The following is a 16,942-nucleotide window of genomic DNA, read 5'->3' on the forward strand; positions in this document are numbered from 1 at the left end:
CAGCGGTTATGCGCCGACCAGCCTCGGCTTCTCCTAGAGATTCAGTCCGTCCTGGCCGGAAGCGATCCCGACGAAACGGCCGCGGTGGATCGGGTTGTCAGCGCGGAAGCGCAGCATCAAGCCGTCCGGTTCGAGCACATTGCGGAACGCACCGAACTCGCCGCCGTCACAGAATTCCGCCGCGAGCTCAGTCCTGGGAGGCCAGCGCTGCCGCGATGGTCTGCGCGGCGGCCGGGAAGCCATTCGGGTTGGGGCCGGTGAAGTTCAGGCGCAGGTAAGGGCCCGACGGTTCGGCCGGGAACCACTCGTGACCGGATGCGACGTAGACGCCGGTTGCCTCGCAGTCGCGGACAAGGCGGTCCGTGTTCGTGCCGTCGGGAAGTCGCGCCCAGAGATGGAGCCCGCCCCGCGGAACGTGGTCGACTCGGATTCGAGGGGCGTGCTCACCGAGGCTGTCGACGAGCAGGTCTCTGCGCTCGCGGAGTTGGGTGCGGAGTCGGCGTAGATGGGTCTTCCAACCAGGATCGGTGAGCACCTCGAGAGCGGCTTGCTGGAGGAGGCCGCTCACGTACATGCACTCGGCGGACAGGTCCGCCAGTACTCGATCGCGGGCCGGACCGCGAGCGATGACGGCGCCCACCCGGATAGTCGGTGACATGCTCTTGGTCAGGGACCGAACGTAGACGACGTGCCCTGCGGTGTCCTGGGCTGCTACCGGCTGCGGGTCTGTGTCGATCCCGAAATCGTGTGCCCAGTCGTCCTCGACGAGGAATGCACCGTGGGACCGGACGACATCGAGTACAGCGTCGGCGCGGTCCGGCGACCACTGCGCTCCGGTCGGGTTCGCATAGTTCGGCTGGACGTAGAGTGCTCTGGCCCCGGTCTCGCGGAAGGAACGATCCAGCCCCTCTGGATCGGGACCGTCCGCGTCACTCGGCACCGGAACCAGCCGGACGCCGGACTGGTGCGCCGCGAGGATCGCGCCCCAGTACGTCGGTGATTCGATCAGCAGCGGGTGTCCTGGGGCAACCAGTGCACGAAAGATCGAGGTCAGCCCGCTTTGGCTGCCGGGGACGATCGCTACGTCGTTCGCGGTGGGGGCGGCGAGACCGGCGGGTGTCTTGTCGGCCAACTCGGTCGCGAACCAGTTGCGAAGATCGTTCAGGCCCGCGGAGGGTGGTCGTGCCGTCGCAGTCGATCCTCGCGCCGCGCGTATCAGGGATGCCCGAACCAGTCGCTCAGGCAACAGATCTGCCTCGGGATAGCCGGAATGCAGAGCCTGCGCGTCGGGTGGAGCGGTTCGCAGGGGGCCGCTGATGCTCGGCAGCATACGGCGCGGAGTCCCCAACGCCGCTGTCTGCCACCCGTAATCTTGCGGACGCATCGACCGCGGACCCCGAACGAAGTTGCCGACCCCTGGGCGACTCTCGATGAGACCCTCAGCGGCGAGTGCGCGAAGGGCTTTCTGAACGGTTACCGGGCTGGCGGCGTACTCCGTCACCAGCTGACGTGTGGACGGAAGCTGCGCGCCCGGGGCGACGCCAGTGATCCAAGCTCGTATGCCATCGGCGATTCGAGCACTGCTATCGTTGAACATGTCAGTACAGAGTAGCGCTACTGTAATTATTCGCACCCCGCTACCGTCAACGTCGGCCGGGTTCATCTGGGGATTCGTGGGGGTCGCGGCCTTCTCCTTCACGATGCCGCTCACCCGCGTCGCGGTCGGCGGTCTCACGCCGCTGTTCATCGGTTCGGGTCGCGCAGTCGTCGCCGCGGTCCTGGCGGGTGTGGCCTTGGCGGCCACTCGTCAGCCACTACCGGCGGGCACTCAGTGGGTGCGGATCGCCGTCGTTGCCGCCGGCATTGTCGTCGGCTTTCCCGTCCTCACGTCCTATGCCCTCACGGTGACACCCGCCAGTCACGGTGCCGTCGTGGTCGCGCTTCTTCCCGCAGCCACCGCGGTGGTGGCCGTGCTGCGCACCGGCGAGCGACCGGCGCGGACCTTCTGGGTTTTCTCCCTCGCGGGCGCGATCGCCGCAGTCGTATTCGCGCTGCTGCAGGGCGGCGGTTTCGGCGAAGCCCGCTGGGCCGACCTGCTGTTGTTCGGTGCGGTGCTCGCGGCCGCCGTTGGCTACGCGGAAGGCGGCCTGCTCGCCCGTGAGATCGGGTCCTGGCAGACCGTCTCGTGGGCCCTGGTCCTCTCTTCGCCGCTGATGCTCACACTTGCCGGTGTCGCTGTCGCCGGTCAGGCGCCGTCGGGAACGGCAGCCGAATGGGCCTGCTTCGCGTATCTGTCGGCGGTCAGCATGTATCTCGGCTTCTTCGCCTGGTACCGCGGTCTGGCGATCGGCCCGATGGCCCGGGTCAGTCAGGTTCAGCTCGTTCAACCCGTCATGAGCATCTGCTGGGCGGCGCTCCTGCTCGGGGAACACATCGGCTTGTTCACGTTCGCGGGTGGACTCGTGGTCATCGCCTGCGCGAGTGGTGCGGTTCGCGCTCGGCTCGGCGTGCCAAGGGTGATATAGGGGCCGGACAGAAAATCGGCGGGCGCTCGGTTCGAGCGCCCGCCGATTTGTGTGCCGGATTTACTTCGGTGCCGCGAAGGGCTGGTTGATCGTGGTGAAGTACTGGATCGCGGCGGCGATGGCGACCGGGGCCGTGACGAAGATCTGTCCGGCCAGGGTGCCGAGCGCGCCGACGGCGATGATGCCGCCGATGCAGCCGACCGCGGCAGCGGGGATGAAGGGACCGAACAGGCCGACAATGGTGGCCGCGGCGACGGTCGCGCCCGCGATGCCGCCGAGGACGCAGCCGAGGGCGCCGCCGCCGAGACCGCCGACCAAGGTGCCGATGGTGGCGCCCATGCTGATGGTGCTGGTCAGCCGGTTCCAGGCGGCCTGCTCACGGTCGTAGTCGGACTTCCATGGGGCCTTGTCCTCAAACGGCAGCGCGACCGGCTTGTACGCGGCGTGGGCCAGATCGAACTGTGGGGTCAGCGTCGCGGTGTGATCCTGGATATCCGCCGCGATCGGGAAGACGAAATCGTCCACCCGGAACGACAAATCGGTGCCGGCGAGGGTGGTGCCGTCCACGGCCTTGATCTTGAAGACGCCGTTCTCGTCCACCAGCGAACCGACATCGGTCTTGATAATGGTCGAGGACTGGGTTGTGGTGGCCGTGTAGTTCACCACGCCGTTGTCGGTTTCGGGAGCGGCATTAACAGTCCCGGCCGTGACACCGAGCGCCGCGATCACCAGGGCGGAGGTCGCGGCGAATTTCCTCATCAACATGCTTTGGTTCCTAACGGGGTGGACTGCGGAAGCAGTCCCATTAAAACCGCTGCACGCAACCGGTTCGTGACCCAATCGTTAATATTTGCTCATTGATTGCTCTTCCGTCATGCGCAAGTTGATCATGATGAGATATGCATCACAGATACTGGATTTATTCACCTCGCCGCCCTCTGAAAGACGCTCGACGCGGGAAACCCGAACGCCGCAATCGGATTCCACCATGGGCAAACACAAATCCTCGAGCGAAAACCGTCATGGCGCTTCGACGTCGAGCCGTCCCACGTGAGACAAGTAATACGAAATCTGCATCACGCAATTTTCATTGTGATGCCGATCACATGGCTACCAATCCGTGATCAACGCGTTTCGAGAACCGCCATGGCGGCATTGTGGCCGGGGATGCCGCTGACACCGCCGCCGCGAATCGCGCCCGCACCGCAGATGAAGACGTTGGGCACGTCCGTAGCCACACCCCAGCGAGCCCCCGGAGTATCGGCTTCGTCCGAGCGATAAGGGAAGGCCAGGTCTCGATGGAAGATATGCCCGCCGGGGAGGGCCACCTCACGTTCCAGGTCTACCGGCGACTTCGCCTCGATACACGGTGCACCGTCCTCATCGAGCGCGAGGCAATCGATAAGCGGTTCGGCGAGTACCGCATCCAGTTGGGCCAGTGCGGCTTTCACTGCCATCGCCTTCGCCGCCTCCGGATCGGACTCGAAAAGCCTTGCCGGAGTGTGTAATCCGAACAGCGTGAGGGTGTGCAGATCGGAGTCGGGCGCGAGGATCGAGGGATCGGTCAGCGTGTGACAGTAGATCTCCGACGGCGGGGCCGACGGGATCCGTCCGCCGGCAGCCTCGCGATATGCCTGCTCCAGTTGCGAATACGATTCGGCGATATGAAATGTCCCGGCGAAAGCCTCGCGCGGATCTGTCGAAACGTCGCGCAAGCGAGGTAACCGCCGCAGCACCATATTCACTTTCAATTGGGAGCCTTCGGGTTTCGGCTCCCCCGGTACGCCGAGCAGCTGCGCGAGCTCATGCGGTGCCGCATTGACGAGCACATGCCGCGCGCCGACCACACCGCCCGCATAGCGCACTTCGGCTCTGACATCGTCGGATTCGACCTCGGTCACCGCACAACCGGTGATCAACTCCGCACCGGCAGCGCGGGCCGCATCGGCGAGTGCGTCGGTGAGCGCGCCCATACCGCCGATCGGCACATCCCAGTCGCCGGTGCCGCCACCGATCACGTGGTAGAGGAAACACCTGTTCTGCCGCAGCTCGGTATCGTGCGCATGGGTGAAGGTCCCGATCAGCGCATCGGTGAGCACGACCCCGCGCACGGTGTCGTCGGCAAAACTCGACTCGATCGTCTCCCCCAGCGGCCGTTCGAACAGCGCCGCCCACATGGTCGGATCATCGACAACCCGCTCGAGCGCCGACCGCGTCGGCAAAGGTTCCGTCAGCGTCGGAAACACCCGCCGCGCGAGCTGCCCGGTCGCACCGTAGAACTCCTGCCACGCTCGGAAATCCCGATCCGATCCGGTGAGCCGCACGAAACTGTCCCTGGTCCTGGCCTCGGATCCGGTATCGACCAGCAGTCCACCGTCCCCGACCGGCGTATAAGACGAGATCCGCCGACGCCGCGTCGCGAACCGCAGCCCGAGTTCCTCGACGATCTGCCGCGGCAGCAAGCTCACCAGATACGAATACCGCGACAATCGCGCCTCGACGCCCGGAAACACCCGCTCCGAAACCGCGGCACCACCGGTGTGCTCCTGCCGCTCCAGCACCAGCACCGAACGCCCGGCTCGCGCCAGGTATGCGGCGGCCACCAGCCCATTGTGACCGCCACCGACCACCACCACGTCATAGGAGGAGCACATCGGTCGCATCCGTCCTGCCTACCACGGATAGCGCGGAGCACGCCCGGAATGTGCGATTGCCGAGAGATTACGGCCCGGTTTCCATATTTCCCTGCGATTGACCAGCACTCACTTCACACTTAGCTTCTGGCAAACACCGTATGAGGGCGGCGTTTTCACCCGGGAGCGATCATGACCGAAGCCACCACACCATCCGATGACGAACGGCGCCTGGCCGAACTCGGCTACAAACAGGAATTGGCCAGATCCTGGTCCGGATTCTCCAACTTCGCCATCAGCTTCACCATCGTCTCCATCCTGACCGGCGGATTGGCCAGTTATGGCATCGGTCTGGCCAACGGTGGCCCGATCACCATGGCGTGGGGCTGGCCGCTGGTCTCGGTCATGGTGTTGTTCGTCGGCCTGGCCATGGCCGAATTGGCTTCGGCCTACCCGACTTCCGGCGGTCTCTACTGGTGGGCGTCCGAATTGGGCGGCCCGGTCTGGGGCTGGTTCACCGGATGGTTCAACCTGATCGGCCAGATCGCGGTGACCGCCGCCATCGACTACGGCGCGGCCATCTTCACCACCGCGGTGCTCAATGTGATCGGCATCGATATCGGAACCGACCGCACCGCAATCTTTTTGGTCTTCACCGCGATCCTGATCCTGCATGCCGTACTCAATGCGATCGGCCCGCACCTGTCCGCGGTGATCAACAACATTTCGGCCTGGTGGCATGTCGGCGGTGTGGCGATCTTCGTCGTCGTACTCGGTTTCGGCGCGAGCCACCATCAGAGCGTCGGCTTCGTCTTCACCGAAACCGTGGACAACAGCGCGGTCGGCTTCGGCGGCGTGGCATTCAGTTTCCTGCTCGGATTGCTGCACGCGCAATACACATTCACCGGCTACGACGCGTCGGCACACATGTCGGAGGAGACACACGACGCGGCGCGCACCGCGGCGAAAGGCATCATCAACACCATTGTCGTCTCGGCCGTTGCCGGATATCTGCTCATCATGGCGGTGACCTTCGCCATCCCGAATCTCGACGATGCGCTGGATCCGGAGAAGAACAGCGGCTATCCGGTGATCTACATCCTGGAGAACTCGCTGAATTCGTTCTGGTCCGGTCTGCTGCTGATCATCGCCGCGATCGCGCAACTGTTCTGCGGCTACGCCTCGGTCACCTCGGCCTCGCGCATGCTGTTCGCCTTCTCCCGTGACGGCGCGGTGCCGGGATCGGCGTACTGGTCGCGTCTTTCGGCCCGCAAGGTGCCGGTGTACGCGGTGCTGTTCATCTCGTTCTTCTCGTTCGTGCTGCTGATCCCGTCCATGCTGGTGCCCGCGGATAACGCGCCGACCGCCTACGCGGCAGCCACCTCCGTCGCCACCATCGGCCTCTACATCGCCTACGGCATCCCGATCCTTTTGCGCCAGCTGCACGGCAGCCGATTCCACACCGGCCCTTGGCAACTCGGCCGCTGGTATCGACCGGTCGGCATCATCGCGCTGATCTGGATCGTGCTGATCAGCCTGCTGTTCATCCTGCCGACCGATGATCGCGGCTACCCATGGAACAGCGAATTCACCTGGAATACGGTCAACTACGCACCGCTCACGCTGGTCGGCGTGGTGGGCGCGATCGGCATCTGGTGGCTCGCATCAGCCAGACACTGGTTCACCGGGCCCAGGCGAACAGTCGTCGACATCGGCAAGTCCGAGGCGCCTGTAGAGGCCTGACCTGCCCATATCGGTGACCGCACGGTGGGGATAGAGTCGACGTGTGTCCGTGGCGATCGATTTCCGCGCCGTGTTCGAGTCCGCACCAGGTCTGTACCTGGTACTCGATGCCGACCTGTGCATCGTCGCGGTGACCGACGCGTACGCCGCCGCGACGATGACCGAACGACAGCACATCCTCGGCAAAAGCATTTTCGAGGCATTTCCGGACAATCCGGACGACCCGAGCACAGAAGGTGTCCGTAACCTGCGGGTTTCGCTGGAGCGGGTGCTGCGTGACCAGGTCACCGACGTGATGCCGGTTCAGCGCTACGACATCCGCAGGCCCGACGGCGCCTTCGAACAGCGATTCTGGAGCCCGACCAACTCCCCGGTCCTCGGCACCGACGGCGAGCTGCGCTATGTCATCCACCGCGTCGAGGATGTCACCGATTTCATCCGACTCGAAGCATCCGACGCGGCGAAAAAACAGGAAACGGCCGCGCTGCGGGCTTCGCGGCAGGAAATGGAACAGGAGGTGTTCGCCCGAGCCCGTGAGGTCGCCGAAACCAGCCGACAGCTCAAGGAGGCCAATGCCGAGCTGGCCCAGTTGTACGCTCGCGCGAAGGAACTCGACGAACTGAAGAGCCAGTTCGTCGCCAACATCAGCCACGAGCTGCGAACCCCGCTCATGTTGATCTTGGCACCGGCGCAGAAGTTGCTCGACCGGTGCGCGCCCGCCGACCGCGCCGAGCTCGAGCTGATCCTGCGCAATGCCCGGACACTGCGGCGTCAGATCGACGATCTGCTCGACGCCTCGAAGCTGGAGAGCGGTGCGATCCGACCCGATTACGCGTGGATCGATGTCACCGAACAGGTGCGGCTCGGCTCGGCCTTCTTCGAGTCCATGGCCGTCGACCGCGGCATCCGCCTGGCCGTCGACGCGCCGCAGCGCGTACCCGCCGCGCTCGATCCCGAGCACCTGCAGCGCATCCTGTTGAACCTGCTGTCCAACGCCTTCAAGTTCGTCACCGAAGGCGGCGTTATCCGCTGCACCGTACGACCTGCTGAGGACGACGTCGTCATCGAGATCGCCGACAGCGGACCGGGCATACCGGCGTCGCATCGCACCGCGGTCTTCGAGCGGTTCCGTCAGGTCGATGGCGGGGCGACGCGTTCGGTGGGCGGCACGGGCCTCGGCCTCAGCATCGTCCATGATCTGGTGCGCCTGCACCGCGGTGACATCACCATCACCGACGCACCGGAGGGCGGCGCGATGATCGTGATCGAGCTGCCGCGAGCCGCCCCACCCGGCACCCCGGTCCGCCGCTCGGCCACCGAGCCGACACCCATTCGGGCGAGTAGCGCCGCCGACGCGATGATCGCGGATCCGACGTCCGAAGGCGTCGATCGCACCACCCTCGCGGAGACCGGATCGGATGGGTCCGAACCGAAGCCCTCGGTCATTGTCGTCGAGGACAACGCCGACCTCAGCGCCCTGATTCGGGAAGCGCTTGCCGAGTCCTATCGGGTCGTCACCGCCGACGACGGCGGCACGGGACTGCGGCTGGCCCGAGCGCACCGGCCGGATCTGATCCTGTGCGACATCATGATGCCGGGCATGAGCGGCGACGAACTGCTGCGCGAGATCCGCACCGACCACGAGCTGCGCAGCACCCCGGTACTCATCGTCAGCGCCCGCGCGGACGAGCAGTCACGGCTGGATCTGCTGCGTGCCGGTGCCAACGACTACCTGCGAAAACCATTCGAGGTCGCCGAACTCCGTGCGCGGGTGGACCATCTGGTGAACCTCCGGCTGGCCGAGACACGACTGCGGGCCTTGCGGATCATCAACGAACGCGAACGCATCGCCCACGAACTGCATCGCACGGTGATAGATCAGCTCTTCGGCATCGGGATGCGATTGAGCGGGGTCCGCCCCCTGGCCCGCGCGCCTGCCGTCGCCGCCCGCATCGACGGCGCGGTGCACGAACTCGACGACGTCATCCATCACATCCGCAACACCGTTACGGGACTCGCCTCGGAAGTCGAGAACGAGACCCCATTCCGCACACAGATCATGGAACTCGCCAGCGAAGCCGCCGAGGCACTCGGCGCACAGTCCCAAGTCTGCTTCGAGGGACCGGTCAACGATCTCGATCCCATCCTCGCATCCGCAGCGCTCGAAGCCGTAGAACGGGTCCTCGGCACCGTGCGGCAGCGGACCGTCGCCGAGGATATCCGGGTGAACGTCGTCGTCGATGACCGCGAACTCGACATCGTTACACACGAAATCACAAGGACACCAACCGATCTCACAGTATCGAAGCACGCACCCGAATTGCCGGAAGCACTCGTCGGCTACGGCGCGACCCTGACGGTCACCATGCCTGCCCCTACCGAAACCGCTTGGTCCCTGACGGTTCCGCGCACCGAGCAGATGCTGACCGAATAGCACCTAGGCCCATCGCTGGGAGTCGAGGCCAGGAAGCGCCGCGCCGGCTGTGCGAAAATCCCCCGAATGGGCTCCCCGTACGACCCGATCGAGCTCGATCCTTGGGGCAGAGCGCGGTATGGCCTGCTCGCGCCGAAAGCGCCGAAGCAGACCGTATCGCCGGTGGTGGCGGAGGCGCGCGAGCAGATCGACAAACTCGCCGCGCCGCCGGGAGCTTCGGAAACTATCCGGCGCGCGGTCGAATTCGCTCGAACCGTATTTCGATTGATAGTCGACCAACTCGGCACCGGAAACCCCTCCGATATTCCCGACCTGACGGCGTTGCTCGATACCGCGAACCTCTACGACGTGGCGAACAAGTCCGTGGTGACCGCGCATTACAATACGAAAGCGGGCGAGTTGACAGAGCTGACCGCCGGTTTGAAGGAGCGGGATACCAAGCTCTCGGGCAAAGTTGGGGATGTCGCGGGCGATAACGCGAAGATGGCCAAGGAGATCCGGGACGAGGCGCAAATGCTTGGGTTGGTACTCCAAGCCGCCGCGTTGGTTGTCTCCGCGCGATCGGGCAAGTTGACAGCCGCCGAGGAAAAGTCGCTGTTGACCGACATTGTCACGAGAGTCCTGCGGGTGGAGAAGGACTTCGTCGACATCCTCGGAACCAACTCGGAGCGGGCCGGGCAGATGAGCCCCGTGACCTTGGCACAACTCGAGAAGATCTTCCCGGACACACCCAAGGCCACGCTGGAGAAGTACCTCCCCTACCTGGACCAGGCGATGCGCGACTACGGGATCGACTCACCCAAGCGTGCGGCCGCATTCCTCGCGCAGGTCGGTGTGGAGACAGACAACTTGAAAACCCTCGAAGAATACGGTGACAGGGCTTACTTCGAGGGAAATTACGGCTCACGTAAAGACCTGGGAAATAAGCAGTCCGGCGATGGCGCCCGCTTCCACGGCCGGGGTGCCCTGCAACTCACCGGACGCACCAACTACCAAAAGGCGAGTGATGCCCTCGAGGTCGATCTCGTCGGGAAACCCGATTTGGCCGAAGACCCGAAGTACGCCTTCGCCACTGCCGGATGGTATTGGAATTCCAGGGATTTGAACGACGACGCCGATAAATCGGATATCGACGCGATCACCCAGACGATCAACGGCGGTAGTAATGGGAGTGCGGAGCGCAACCAGAACTACAGCCGCGCTCGCAAGGTCCTCGACGGCGAGTGAATCCTCAATCCTCTTGGGGCAGGAACTGTTTCGCGTACTCGTACCCTTCGGTGCCTTCCGCCTCCGCCTTGGCGTAGACCAGATGTATGACACCGGTTTTGAAGGTGTCGGACGAAAGCAGTTGCAGCGGAAGCGCGGAGTCGGTCTCCTCGAAAAGTCGCAGTCCCTTGCGCACCGCGATCGGATGCACCAGCAGGTGCAGTTCGTCCAAGAGCCCGACCTCGAGCAGTTGGCGGACAATGGATACCGATCCGCTGATCCCGATAGGTGCCTCGCCGGGCTCGTTCTTCAGCGCCGTGACGGCCTGCACCAGATCACCCTTCAACACCTCGGAATTGCGCCAGGTGAGGGTGAGATCCTGATGCGTGACCACGATCTTGCGTGCGTCGCCGAGCTTCTTGGCCATTTCGGCATCCACATCGCCCGCGGCCTCCCGCTCCGGCCATGCCCCGGCGAAACCCTCATAGGTCTTGCGGCCCAACAGCAGCGTATCGGCCGCGCCGAGCTGGCTGTCGACGGCCGTGGCCATCTCCTCGTTGAAGTACGGGAAGTGCCAATCCTGGGGGTTCTCGACAACGCCGTCGAGTGCGATGAACAGTCCGGCGGTGATTTTCCGCATCGGTATCTCCTTGGTCGGTGGTTGATGCCGCGTCACCAGATCAGACGGATGGTCGCCGGAATAATCATCGCTCGCGCGCACAACTATTCCGGCGATCGGCGATGCAGGGCGAGTTGGAGTTCGAGCAGCAGGCGATCGGCGGGATCGGTGAGGTCCATCCCGACAATGTCCTCGACCCGGCGGATCCGGTAGCGCAGGGTGTTCGGATGCACCTGCAGCGCCGTCGCGGCATTGCGCACGTCGCCGTGTTCACGCAGGTAGGTCTCCACGCTCTCGCACAGATTCGCGGAGTGCTTGCGGTCGTAGTCCAGCAGCTTGCGCAGGCGCGGATCGTGCAGTTCCGGCCGGGTGCCGACGAGATCGAGAATTTCACCGAGCAGCACCGCGGTGCGCGATTCGGCCAGGGTGGTCACCCGGCCGCGCGGATAGGTCGCGGCGGTACTGTCGAGAACCCGGTCCACCTCGGAACGCGCGCCCGCGACATGTGCCAGATCCGGTATGGGACAGGCGATGGCGGCGCGCAATTCGAATTTGGCTTCGAGTTGTTCGACCAGCTGACGGGTCCATGCGGTCACCGCATGCGCCGATCGGTACTGCGGCAGCAGCACATACACCCGATCGCCGAGAATGGTTGTCACCGAATCACCGCGAAATGAGCTGGCGCGCAAGCGAAGCATATTGCCGAAGGCGGCGGGCGACTTGACACCGGGAGCGACCGCGAAGCCGACCACCGCGGCCGGACCGGTCAGCGGCAGATGCAACGCACTCGCCACCGCGGGCACATCGGCGGTGCCACCACCGGTGCCGAACAGCTGTTGAATCAGCAGCGCCTCGGTGGACGGCGCGTCCAGACTGCGCGAAATCAGCCGGGCGGCAATGGCCGACGCGCCGCGCAGGATTTCCGCGGCATCCGGTTTGAACGGCCGGTCGCCCTGCTGCAGCCAGATCGAGCCGAGTACCCGCGGCGCACTTCCCTCGGCATGCTCGCGAATGCTCACCACCAGGCGGCGCTTGATATCCAGCTCTTCGTGCGCCGGTATGTCGATGACATCGTCGGTACCGCGCAGCCGATCGAACACCCCCCACTTGCGCAGCACCTGCAGGTAGTCGCGCGGCCCTTCCCTGCCGAGGATGGACAGCACCCGCAGCTGGTCGGCCGCCTGATCCGAGGCCGAATACGCGAGTACATGCGATTGCGGATCCTCGATGGACACCATCCCGCCCGCATTCTGGGCGACCATTTGCGCCAATCCGAACAGGTCCAGGTCCGCGGCCACCAACTCACCCTCGCTAGCCACGACCACTGCCCACTTTCATACGACTCGCCAATCCGGTCATCCCATCTTTGTCCGCTTGTCCGATTCTGCGGGCTGTTTTGCGGTGTTGACTTCGGCTCACCGTCATATACCAAGTAAGGAGGGACTCATGGACGCCATCGTGTCCACGCCTCGCCCGGCCAACGAGCCGGTCGGCACCTTCGCCCCCGGCAGCGCCGAACGCGCACGACTGCGGGCGAAACTGACCGAACTGGCCGCGACGCCGACCGAGATCCACCATGTCATCGGCGGCGAGCACCGGCGCACCTCGGGTAAGAGCATCGACGTCGTGCAGCCGCACAATCATGCCGCGGTACTCGGCACCCTCACCACCGCCGAGGCCCGCGATGTCGAGGATGCGATCGCCGCCGCTTCCGCCGCCGCACCCGGCTGGCGGGCGCTGTCCTTCGAGGATCGCGCCGCGATCTTCCTGCGGGCCGCGGATCTGCTGTCCGGCCCATGGCGCGAAACCATTGCCGCCGCAACCATGTTGGGGCAGTCCAAGACCGCCTACCAGGCCGAGATCGACGCACCGTGCGAACTGGTGGACTTCTGGCGCTTCAATGTGCATTTCGCCCGGCAGATCCTGGCCGACCAGCCGATCTCCACCCCGGGTGTGTGGAACAAGGTCGAATACCGCCCGCTCGAGGGCTTCGTTTACGCGATCACCCCGTTCAACTTCACCGCGATCGCGGGCAATCTGCCGACCGCGCCCGCCCTGATGGGCAATACGGTCCTGTGGAAACCGTCGCCCACCCAGGCGGTGGCCGCGTATTGGACGATGAAACTGCTGGAGGCGGCGGGTCTGCCGCCCGGTGTCATCAATATGGTGCACGGCGCGGGCCCGAAGATCTCCGATGTCGCACTGACCGATCGTCGACTGGCCGGCATCCACTTCACCGGTTCGACCGCGACCTTCCAGCATCTGTGGCGTTCGGTCGCGATGAATATCGCCGACTACGACACCTATCCCCGCCTGGTCGGTGAGACCGGCGGCAAGGATTTCGTGCTGGCGCACAGCTCGGCGGATCCGGATGTGCTGACCACCGCGCTGATCCGCGGCGCCTTCGACTATCAGGGCCAGAAATGCTCGGCCGCCTCGCGCGCATTCATCCCGAAGTCGGTGTGGGCCAAGATGGGACGCGAGCTCATCGATAACGTCGGCGCGCTGAGCTACGGCGATGTCACCGACTTCGCGCATTTCGGCGGCGCGGTCATCGATCAGCGCGCCTTCGATCGCAATGCCGATGCCATTTCCCGCGCCAAGGCCACCTCGGGTCTGACCATCGCGGTGGGCGGGCATGCCGACGACTCCGTCGGATACTTCGTCGACCCGACCATCCTGCTCGGCGACGATCCCACCGACGAGGCATTCAGCACCGAATATTTCGGCCCGATTCTCGCGGTCCACGTCTACGACGATTCGGTCGCCGGATCCTTCGATGCGGCCCTCGAACTGGTCGACGGCGGTTCGGCCTACGGGCTGACCGGCGCGATCATCGCCGACGACCGCACTGCCGTTGCCAAGGCGACCGAAAGCCTGCGCTTCACCGCGGGGAACTTCTACATCAACGACAAGCCGACCGGCGCGGTCGTCGGTCAGCAGCCCTTCGGCGGGTCGCGGGCGTCGGGCACCAATGACAAGGCCGGTTCGCCACAGAACCTGTTGCGCTGGACCTCCGCCCGCACCATCAAGGAGACCTTCGTCCCGCCGACCGAGCACACCTATCCGCACCAGGCACCCGAGGAGATCTGATGGCCATTTCCGGTCTGCTTCGCCCCGCCATGCTGGCCGCCTCGCGCTCGCCGCGCATGGAGCGCACCGTCACTCGCATGTCGACCACGAAGAAGCTGGTGGACCGTTTCGTCGCCGGTGCATCGGAGCCGAATGCGGTTGCGGCCGTGGAGAATCTGCTGAGTTCCGGTCGGTATATCACCGTCGACTACCTCGGCGAGGACACCACCGATATCGAACAAGCACGCAATACGGTGACGCACTATCTGTCACTGCTGTCGTTGCTCACTTTGCTGCGTGAGTCCGGAACCGTTGGGCCACTGGAGGTTTCGCTAAAACTCTCGGCACTCGGCCAATCCCTGCCCGCGGACGGTGATGCGATCGCCCGCGAGCACGCGCACCAGATCTGCACCGCCGCGGCGGATGCGGGTGTGTTGGTCACCATCGACGCCGAGGATCACACCACGACCGATTCGACACTGTCGATCGTGCGGGACCTGCGCGCCGACTTCCCGTCGCTCGGTACCGTACTGCAGGCCTATCTGCGGCGCACCGAGGCCGACTGTCGGGACTTTTCCGGTCCTGGCTCGCGAATTCGCCTGTGCAAGGGCGCATATCGTGAACCCGCAGCGGTGGCGTATCAGAGCCGGGCCGAGGTCGACCAGTCCTATCTGGACTGTCTGCGGGTGCTGATGAACGGTGACGGCTATCCGATGGTCGCCACCCACGATCCGGCACTCATCGAGGCCGCCGAAGTGTTCGCCACCGCCACCCGGCGCAGCCGCGACGATTTCGAATTCCAGATGCTCTACGGCATCCGCGACGCCGAACAGCGCCGTCTCGTCCGCGAAGACCGACACGTGCGGGTCTATGTGCCCTACGGCGACCAGTGGTACGGCTACTTCATGCGCCGTCTCGCCGAACGCCCGGCCAATGTGGCGTTCTTCCTGCGCTCGCTGCGACCGGGCAGCCAGCGCTGATCGCCAGCCCGGCGGCCTTGTCTGTGCAGTCGGACAAGGCCGCCGAAGTTTATTTATCCAACTCGCCGATCACAGCGCGTTTGTGGTCCGATTAGCTGAGTGCTGCTCAGAATGTGATCTGCGTTACTGCACTGTCGGGTGGCGCAGAGGATGAAAGGAAGACCCATGTCCCTCGCGGAGTTGCGCAGCCAGATGTTGCGCCGCAAGCCCCTCGAGCAGATCGAGGAGGAGACCGGGCCCGCGGACGAGCAACTGAAGCGCTCACTCGGGCTGTGGCAGCTCACGGCGATCGGCGTCGGCGGCATCATCGGCGCGGGCATTTTCGCCCTGGCCGGTTCGGTCGCACATTCCGTCACGGGTCCGTCGGTGCTGATCTCGTTCCTGATCGCCGGTGTCGCCAGCGCCTGCGCGGCGCTGTGCTACGCGGAATTCGCCGGGATGGTGCCGAAGGCCGGATCCGCCTACACCTACGGTTATGTCTCGCTCGGCGAGATCGCGGGCTGGTTCATCGGCTGGGATCTGCTGCTGGAGTACATCGCGGTGGCGGCGGTGGTCGCGATCGGTGTCTCCGGATACTTCAAGTTCCTACTGGGACAAGTCGATATCACGCTGCCCGATTGGATGATGGGCGCGCACGGCACCGGCGAGGGTCACGTGGTCGACGTGTTCGCGGTGCTGTTCTGTCTCGGCACAGCGTGGTTGCTCTCGCGCGGCATCAAGAGCGTCGGCCGGTTCGAAACCGTCGCCGTCGGCATCAAGGTCGCATTGGTGGTGCTGATTATCGCGCTCGGCGTCTTCCATATCGATAGCTCCAACTACACCCCGTACTTCCCGTTCGGTGTGGGCGCGGTGTGGACCGGTGCGGCAACGGTCTTCTTCGCCGTCTTCGGCTATGACGCGATGAGCACCGCCGCCGAGGAATCCACCGACGGCAAGAAGCATCTGCCCAAGGCGATCATCTACTCGCTGGCCATCGCGATGGTGCTGTATGTGCTGGCCACGCTGGTGCTGACCGGGATGCAGAAATACACCGAGATCAGTCCGACCAGTGGTTTCTCCACCGCCTTCGAATCGGTCGGCATGCCGGGCGTCGCGAATATCATCGCGATCGGCGCGATCGTCGGCATCATCACCGTGGTGCTCACCTTCATGCTCGGCGTGACCCGGGTGTGGTTCGCGATGAGCCGCGACGGTCTGCTGCCGGAGTGGTTCGCCAAAACGCATCCGGTCCGCAAGGTGCCGACCCGGGTGACCTGGATCGTCGGCATCGGATCCGCGACCATGGCCGGCCTGCTCGATATCACCGTGGTCGCCGAGTTGACGAATATCGGCATTCTGATGGCCTTCATCGTGGTCTCGGTCGCGGTAATGGTGCTGCGCCGGACCCGCCCCGACCAGCCGCGCTCGTTCAAATTGCCGCTCATGCCGGCAGTGCCACTGGTCGGCATCGGCTTCTCGATCTACCTGATCTGGTCACTGCCCTGGGAAACCTGGCTGCGCTTCGCGGTATGGCTGGTGATCGGCCTGGCCGTGTACTTCGGGTACTCGCGGATGCATTCCAAACTGGAGCGCGACGGGGACGTCTCACTGGCGAAGTAGGCGATCGACCGATGCCCGTGTGGCATCGGTCGATACAGAGACGGTCTTGGACAGGCATCAGTTCGGGGCCATACCCTTCTGACACGTTCGAGCGGAAGTGACCTACCCCACACTTCCGCTCGCACACAGGA

Annotated in this window: 11 protein-coding genes and 1 pseudogene; 7 read left to right on the plus strand and 5 right to left on the minus strand. The window is 64.7% G+C overall.

Going from position 1 to position 16,942, the window contains the following annotated elements; all coding sequences use genetic code 11:
* Positions 1 to 187: 187 nt before the first annotated feature.
* A complete protein-coding gene (locus ACQP1T_RS24210; protein ID WP_433755330.1) occupies positions 188 to 1,597 on the minus strand; it encodes a PLP-dependent aminotransferase family protein in 1,410 nt (469 codons plus the stop codon).
* Between ACQP1T_RS24210 and ACQP1T_RS24215 the strand changes: the two genes are divergently transcribed.
* Complete coding sequence (locus ACQP1T_RS24215; protein WP_433755331.1) at positions 1,596 to 2,525, plus strand: DMT family transporter; 930 nt, start codon at positions 1,596 to 1,598, stop codon at positions 2,523 to 2,525. The two genes, ACQP1T_RS24210 and ACQP1T_RS24215, sit on opposite strands and share 2 nt — an antisense overlap.
* A gap of 60 nt (positions 2,526 to 2,585) precedes the next feature.
* Here the strand turns inward: ACQP1T_RS24215 and ACQP1T_RS24220 are convergent, their stop codons facing one another.
* Together ACQP1T_RS24220 and ACQP1T_RS24225 are read right to left on the minus strand one after the other, a co-directional pair.
* Complete coding sequence (locus ACQP1T_RS24220; protein WP_433755332.1) at positions 2,586 to 3,290, minus strand: hypothetical protein; 705 nt, start codon at positions 3,288 to 3,290, stop codon at positions 2,586 to 2,588.
* A gap of 359 nt (positions 3,291 to 3,649) precedes the next feature.
* Entirely contained in the window at positions 3,650 to 5,179 is a 1,530-nt protein-coding gene (locus ACQP1T_RS24225; RefSeq protein WP_433755333.1) for a phytoene desaturase family protein, read from the minus strand.
* Between the two features lie 171 nt (positions 5,180 to 5,350).
* On the opposite strand from ACQP1T_RS24225, the gene ACQP1T_RS24230 reads away from it, so the two are divergent.
* From ACQP1T_RS24230 to ACQP1T_RS24240, 3 genes are all read left to right on the plus strand, one after another.
* Complete coding sequence (locus ACQP1T_RS24230; RefSeq protein ID WP_433755334.1) at positions 5,351 to 6,901, plus strand: amino acid permease; 1,551 nt, start codon at positions 5,351 to 5,353, stop codon at positions 6,899 to 6,901.
* Between the two features lie 43 nt (positions 6,902 to 6,944).
* A complete protein-coding gene (locus ACQP1T_RS24235) occupies positions 6,945 to 9,335 on the plus strand; it encodes an ATP-binding protein (RefSeq protein ID WP_433755335.1) in 2,391 nt (796 codons plus the stop codon).
* Positions 9,336 to 9,401: 66 nt separating this feature from the next.
* On the plus strand, positions 9,402 to 10,562 hold the full coding sequence (locus ACQP1T_RS24240; protein WP_433755336.1) for a glycoside hydrolase family 19 protein: 1,161 nt from the start codon (positions 9,402 to 9,404) through the stop codon (positions 10,560 to 10,562).
* A 4-nt stretch (positions 10,563 to 10,566) separates the two neighbouring features.
* Here the strand turns inward: ACQP1T_RS24240 and ACQP1T_RS24245 are convergent, their stop codons facing one another.
* Together ACQP1T_RS24245 and ACQP1T_RS24250 are read right to left on the minus strand one after the other, a co-directional pair.
* Positions 10,567 to 11,181, minus strand: coding sequence for a dihydrofolate reductase family protein (locus ACQP1T_RS24245; RefSeq protein ID WP_433755337.1), 615 nt, complete (start codon positions 11,179 to 11,181; stop codon positions 10,567 to 10,569).
* Between the two features lie 83 nt (positions 11,182 to 11,264).
* Positions 11,265 to 12,461: pseudogene (locus ACQP1T_RS24250) on the minus strand (PucR family transcriptional regulator); the annotation flags it as partial.
* 145 nt (positions 12,462 to 12,606) lie between these two features.
* On the opposite strand from ACQP1T_RS24250, the gene pruA reads away from it, so the two are divergent.
* The 3 genes from pruA to ACQP1T_RS24265 all read left to right on the plus strand — a co-directional run bounded on the left by pruA (position 12,607) and on the right by ACQP1T_RS24265 (position 16,811).
* Positions 12,607 to 14,253, plus strand: a complete 1,647-nt coding sequence (pruA, locus tag ACQP1T_RS24255; protein ID WP_433755338.1) for an L-glutamate gamma-semialdehyde dehydrogenase — start codon at positions 12,607 to 12,609, stop codon at positions 14,251 to 14,253.
* On the plus strand, positions 14,253 to 15,212 hold the full coding sequence (locus ACQP1T_RS24260) for a proline dehydrogenase family protein (RefSeq protein ID WP_433755339.1): 960 nt from the start codon (positions 14,253 to 14,255) through the stop codon (positions 15,210 to 15,212). The genes pruA and ACQP1T_RS24260 overlap by 1 nt, the downstream gene beginning before the upstream one ends.
* Positions 15,213 to 15,377: 165 nt before the next feature.
* Positions 15,378 to 16,811 (plus strand): amino acid permease, encoded by a 1,434-nt coding sequence (locus ACQP1T_RS24265; RefSeq protein ID WP_433755340.1) that lies wholly within the window; start codon positions 15,378 to 15,380, stop codon positions 16,809 to 16,811.
* The last annotated feature ends 131 nt before the right edge of the window (positions 16,812 to 16,942 follow it).

The organism is Nocardia sp. CA-135398 (assembly GCF_050955845.1).
Taxonomy (GTDB): Bacteria; Actinomycetota; Actinomycetes; order Mycobacteriales; family Mycobacteriaceae; genus Nocardia.

What these genes read in the sequence shown, in the direction of transcription:
- ACQP1T_RS24215 (WP_433755331.1), top strand. Translation starts at nt 1,596, where the DNA reads ATGTCAGTACAGAGTAGCGCTACTGTAATTATTCGCACCCCGCTACCG.
- ACQP1T_RS24210 (WP_433755330.1), bottom strand. Translation starts at nt 1,597, where the DNA reads ATGTTCAACGATAGCAGTGCTCGAATCGCCGATGGCATACGAGCTTGG.
- ACQP1T_RS24220 (WP_433755332.1), bottom strand. Translation starts at nt 3,290, where the DNA reads ATGTTGATGAGGAAATTCGCCGCGACCTCCGCCCTGGTGATCGCGGCG.
- ACQP1T_RS24225 (WP_433755333.1), bottom strand. Translation starts at nt 5,179, where the DNA reads ATGTGCTCCTCCTATGACGTGGTGGTGGTCGGTGGCGGTCACAATGGG.
- ACQP1T_RS24230 (WP_433755334.1), top strand. Translation starts at nt 5,351, where the DNA reads ATGACCGAAGCCACCACACCATCCGATGACGAACGGCGCCTGGCCGAA.
- ACQP1T_RS24240 (WP_433755336.1), top strand. Translation starts at nt 9,402, where the DNA reads ATGGGCTCCCCGTACGACCCGATCGAGCTCGATCCTTGGGGCAGAGCG.
- ACQP1T_RS24245 (WP_433755337.1), bottom strand. Translation starts at nt 11,181, where the DNA reads ATGCGGAAAATCACCGCCGGACTGTTCATCGCACTCGACGGCGTTGTC.
- pruA (WP_433755338.1), top strand. Translation starts at nt 12,607, where the DNA reads ATGGACGCCATCGTGTCCACGCCTCGCCCGGCCAACGAGCCGGTCGGC.
- ACQP1T_RS24260 (WP_433755339.1), top strand. Translation starts at nt 14,253, where the DNA reads ATGGCCATTTCCGGTCTGCTTCGCCCCGCCATGCTGGCCGCCTCGCGC.
- ACQP1T_RS24265 (WP_433755340.1), top strand. Translation starts at nt 15,378, where the DNA reads ATGTCCCTCGCGGAGTTGCGCAGCCAGATGTTGCGCCGCAAGCCCCTC.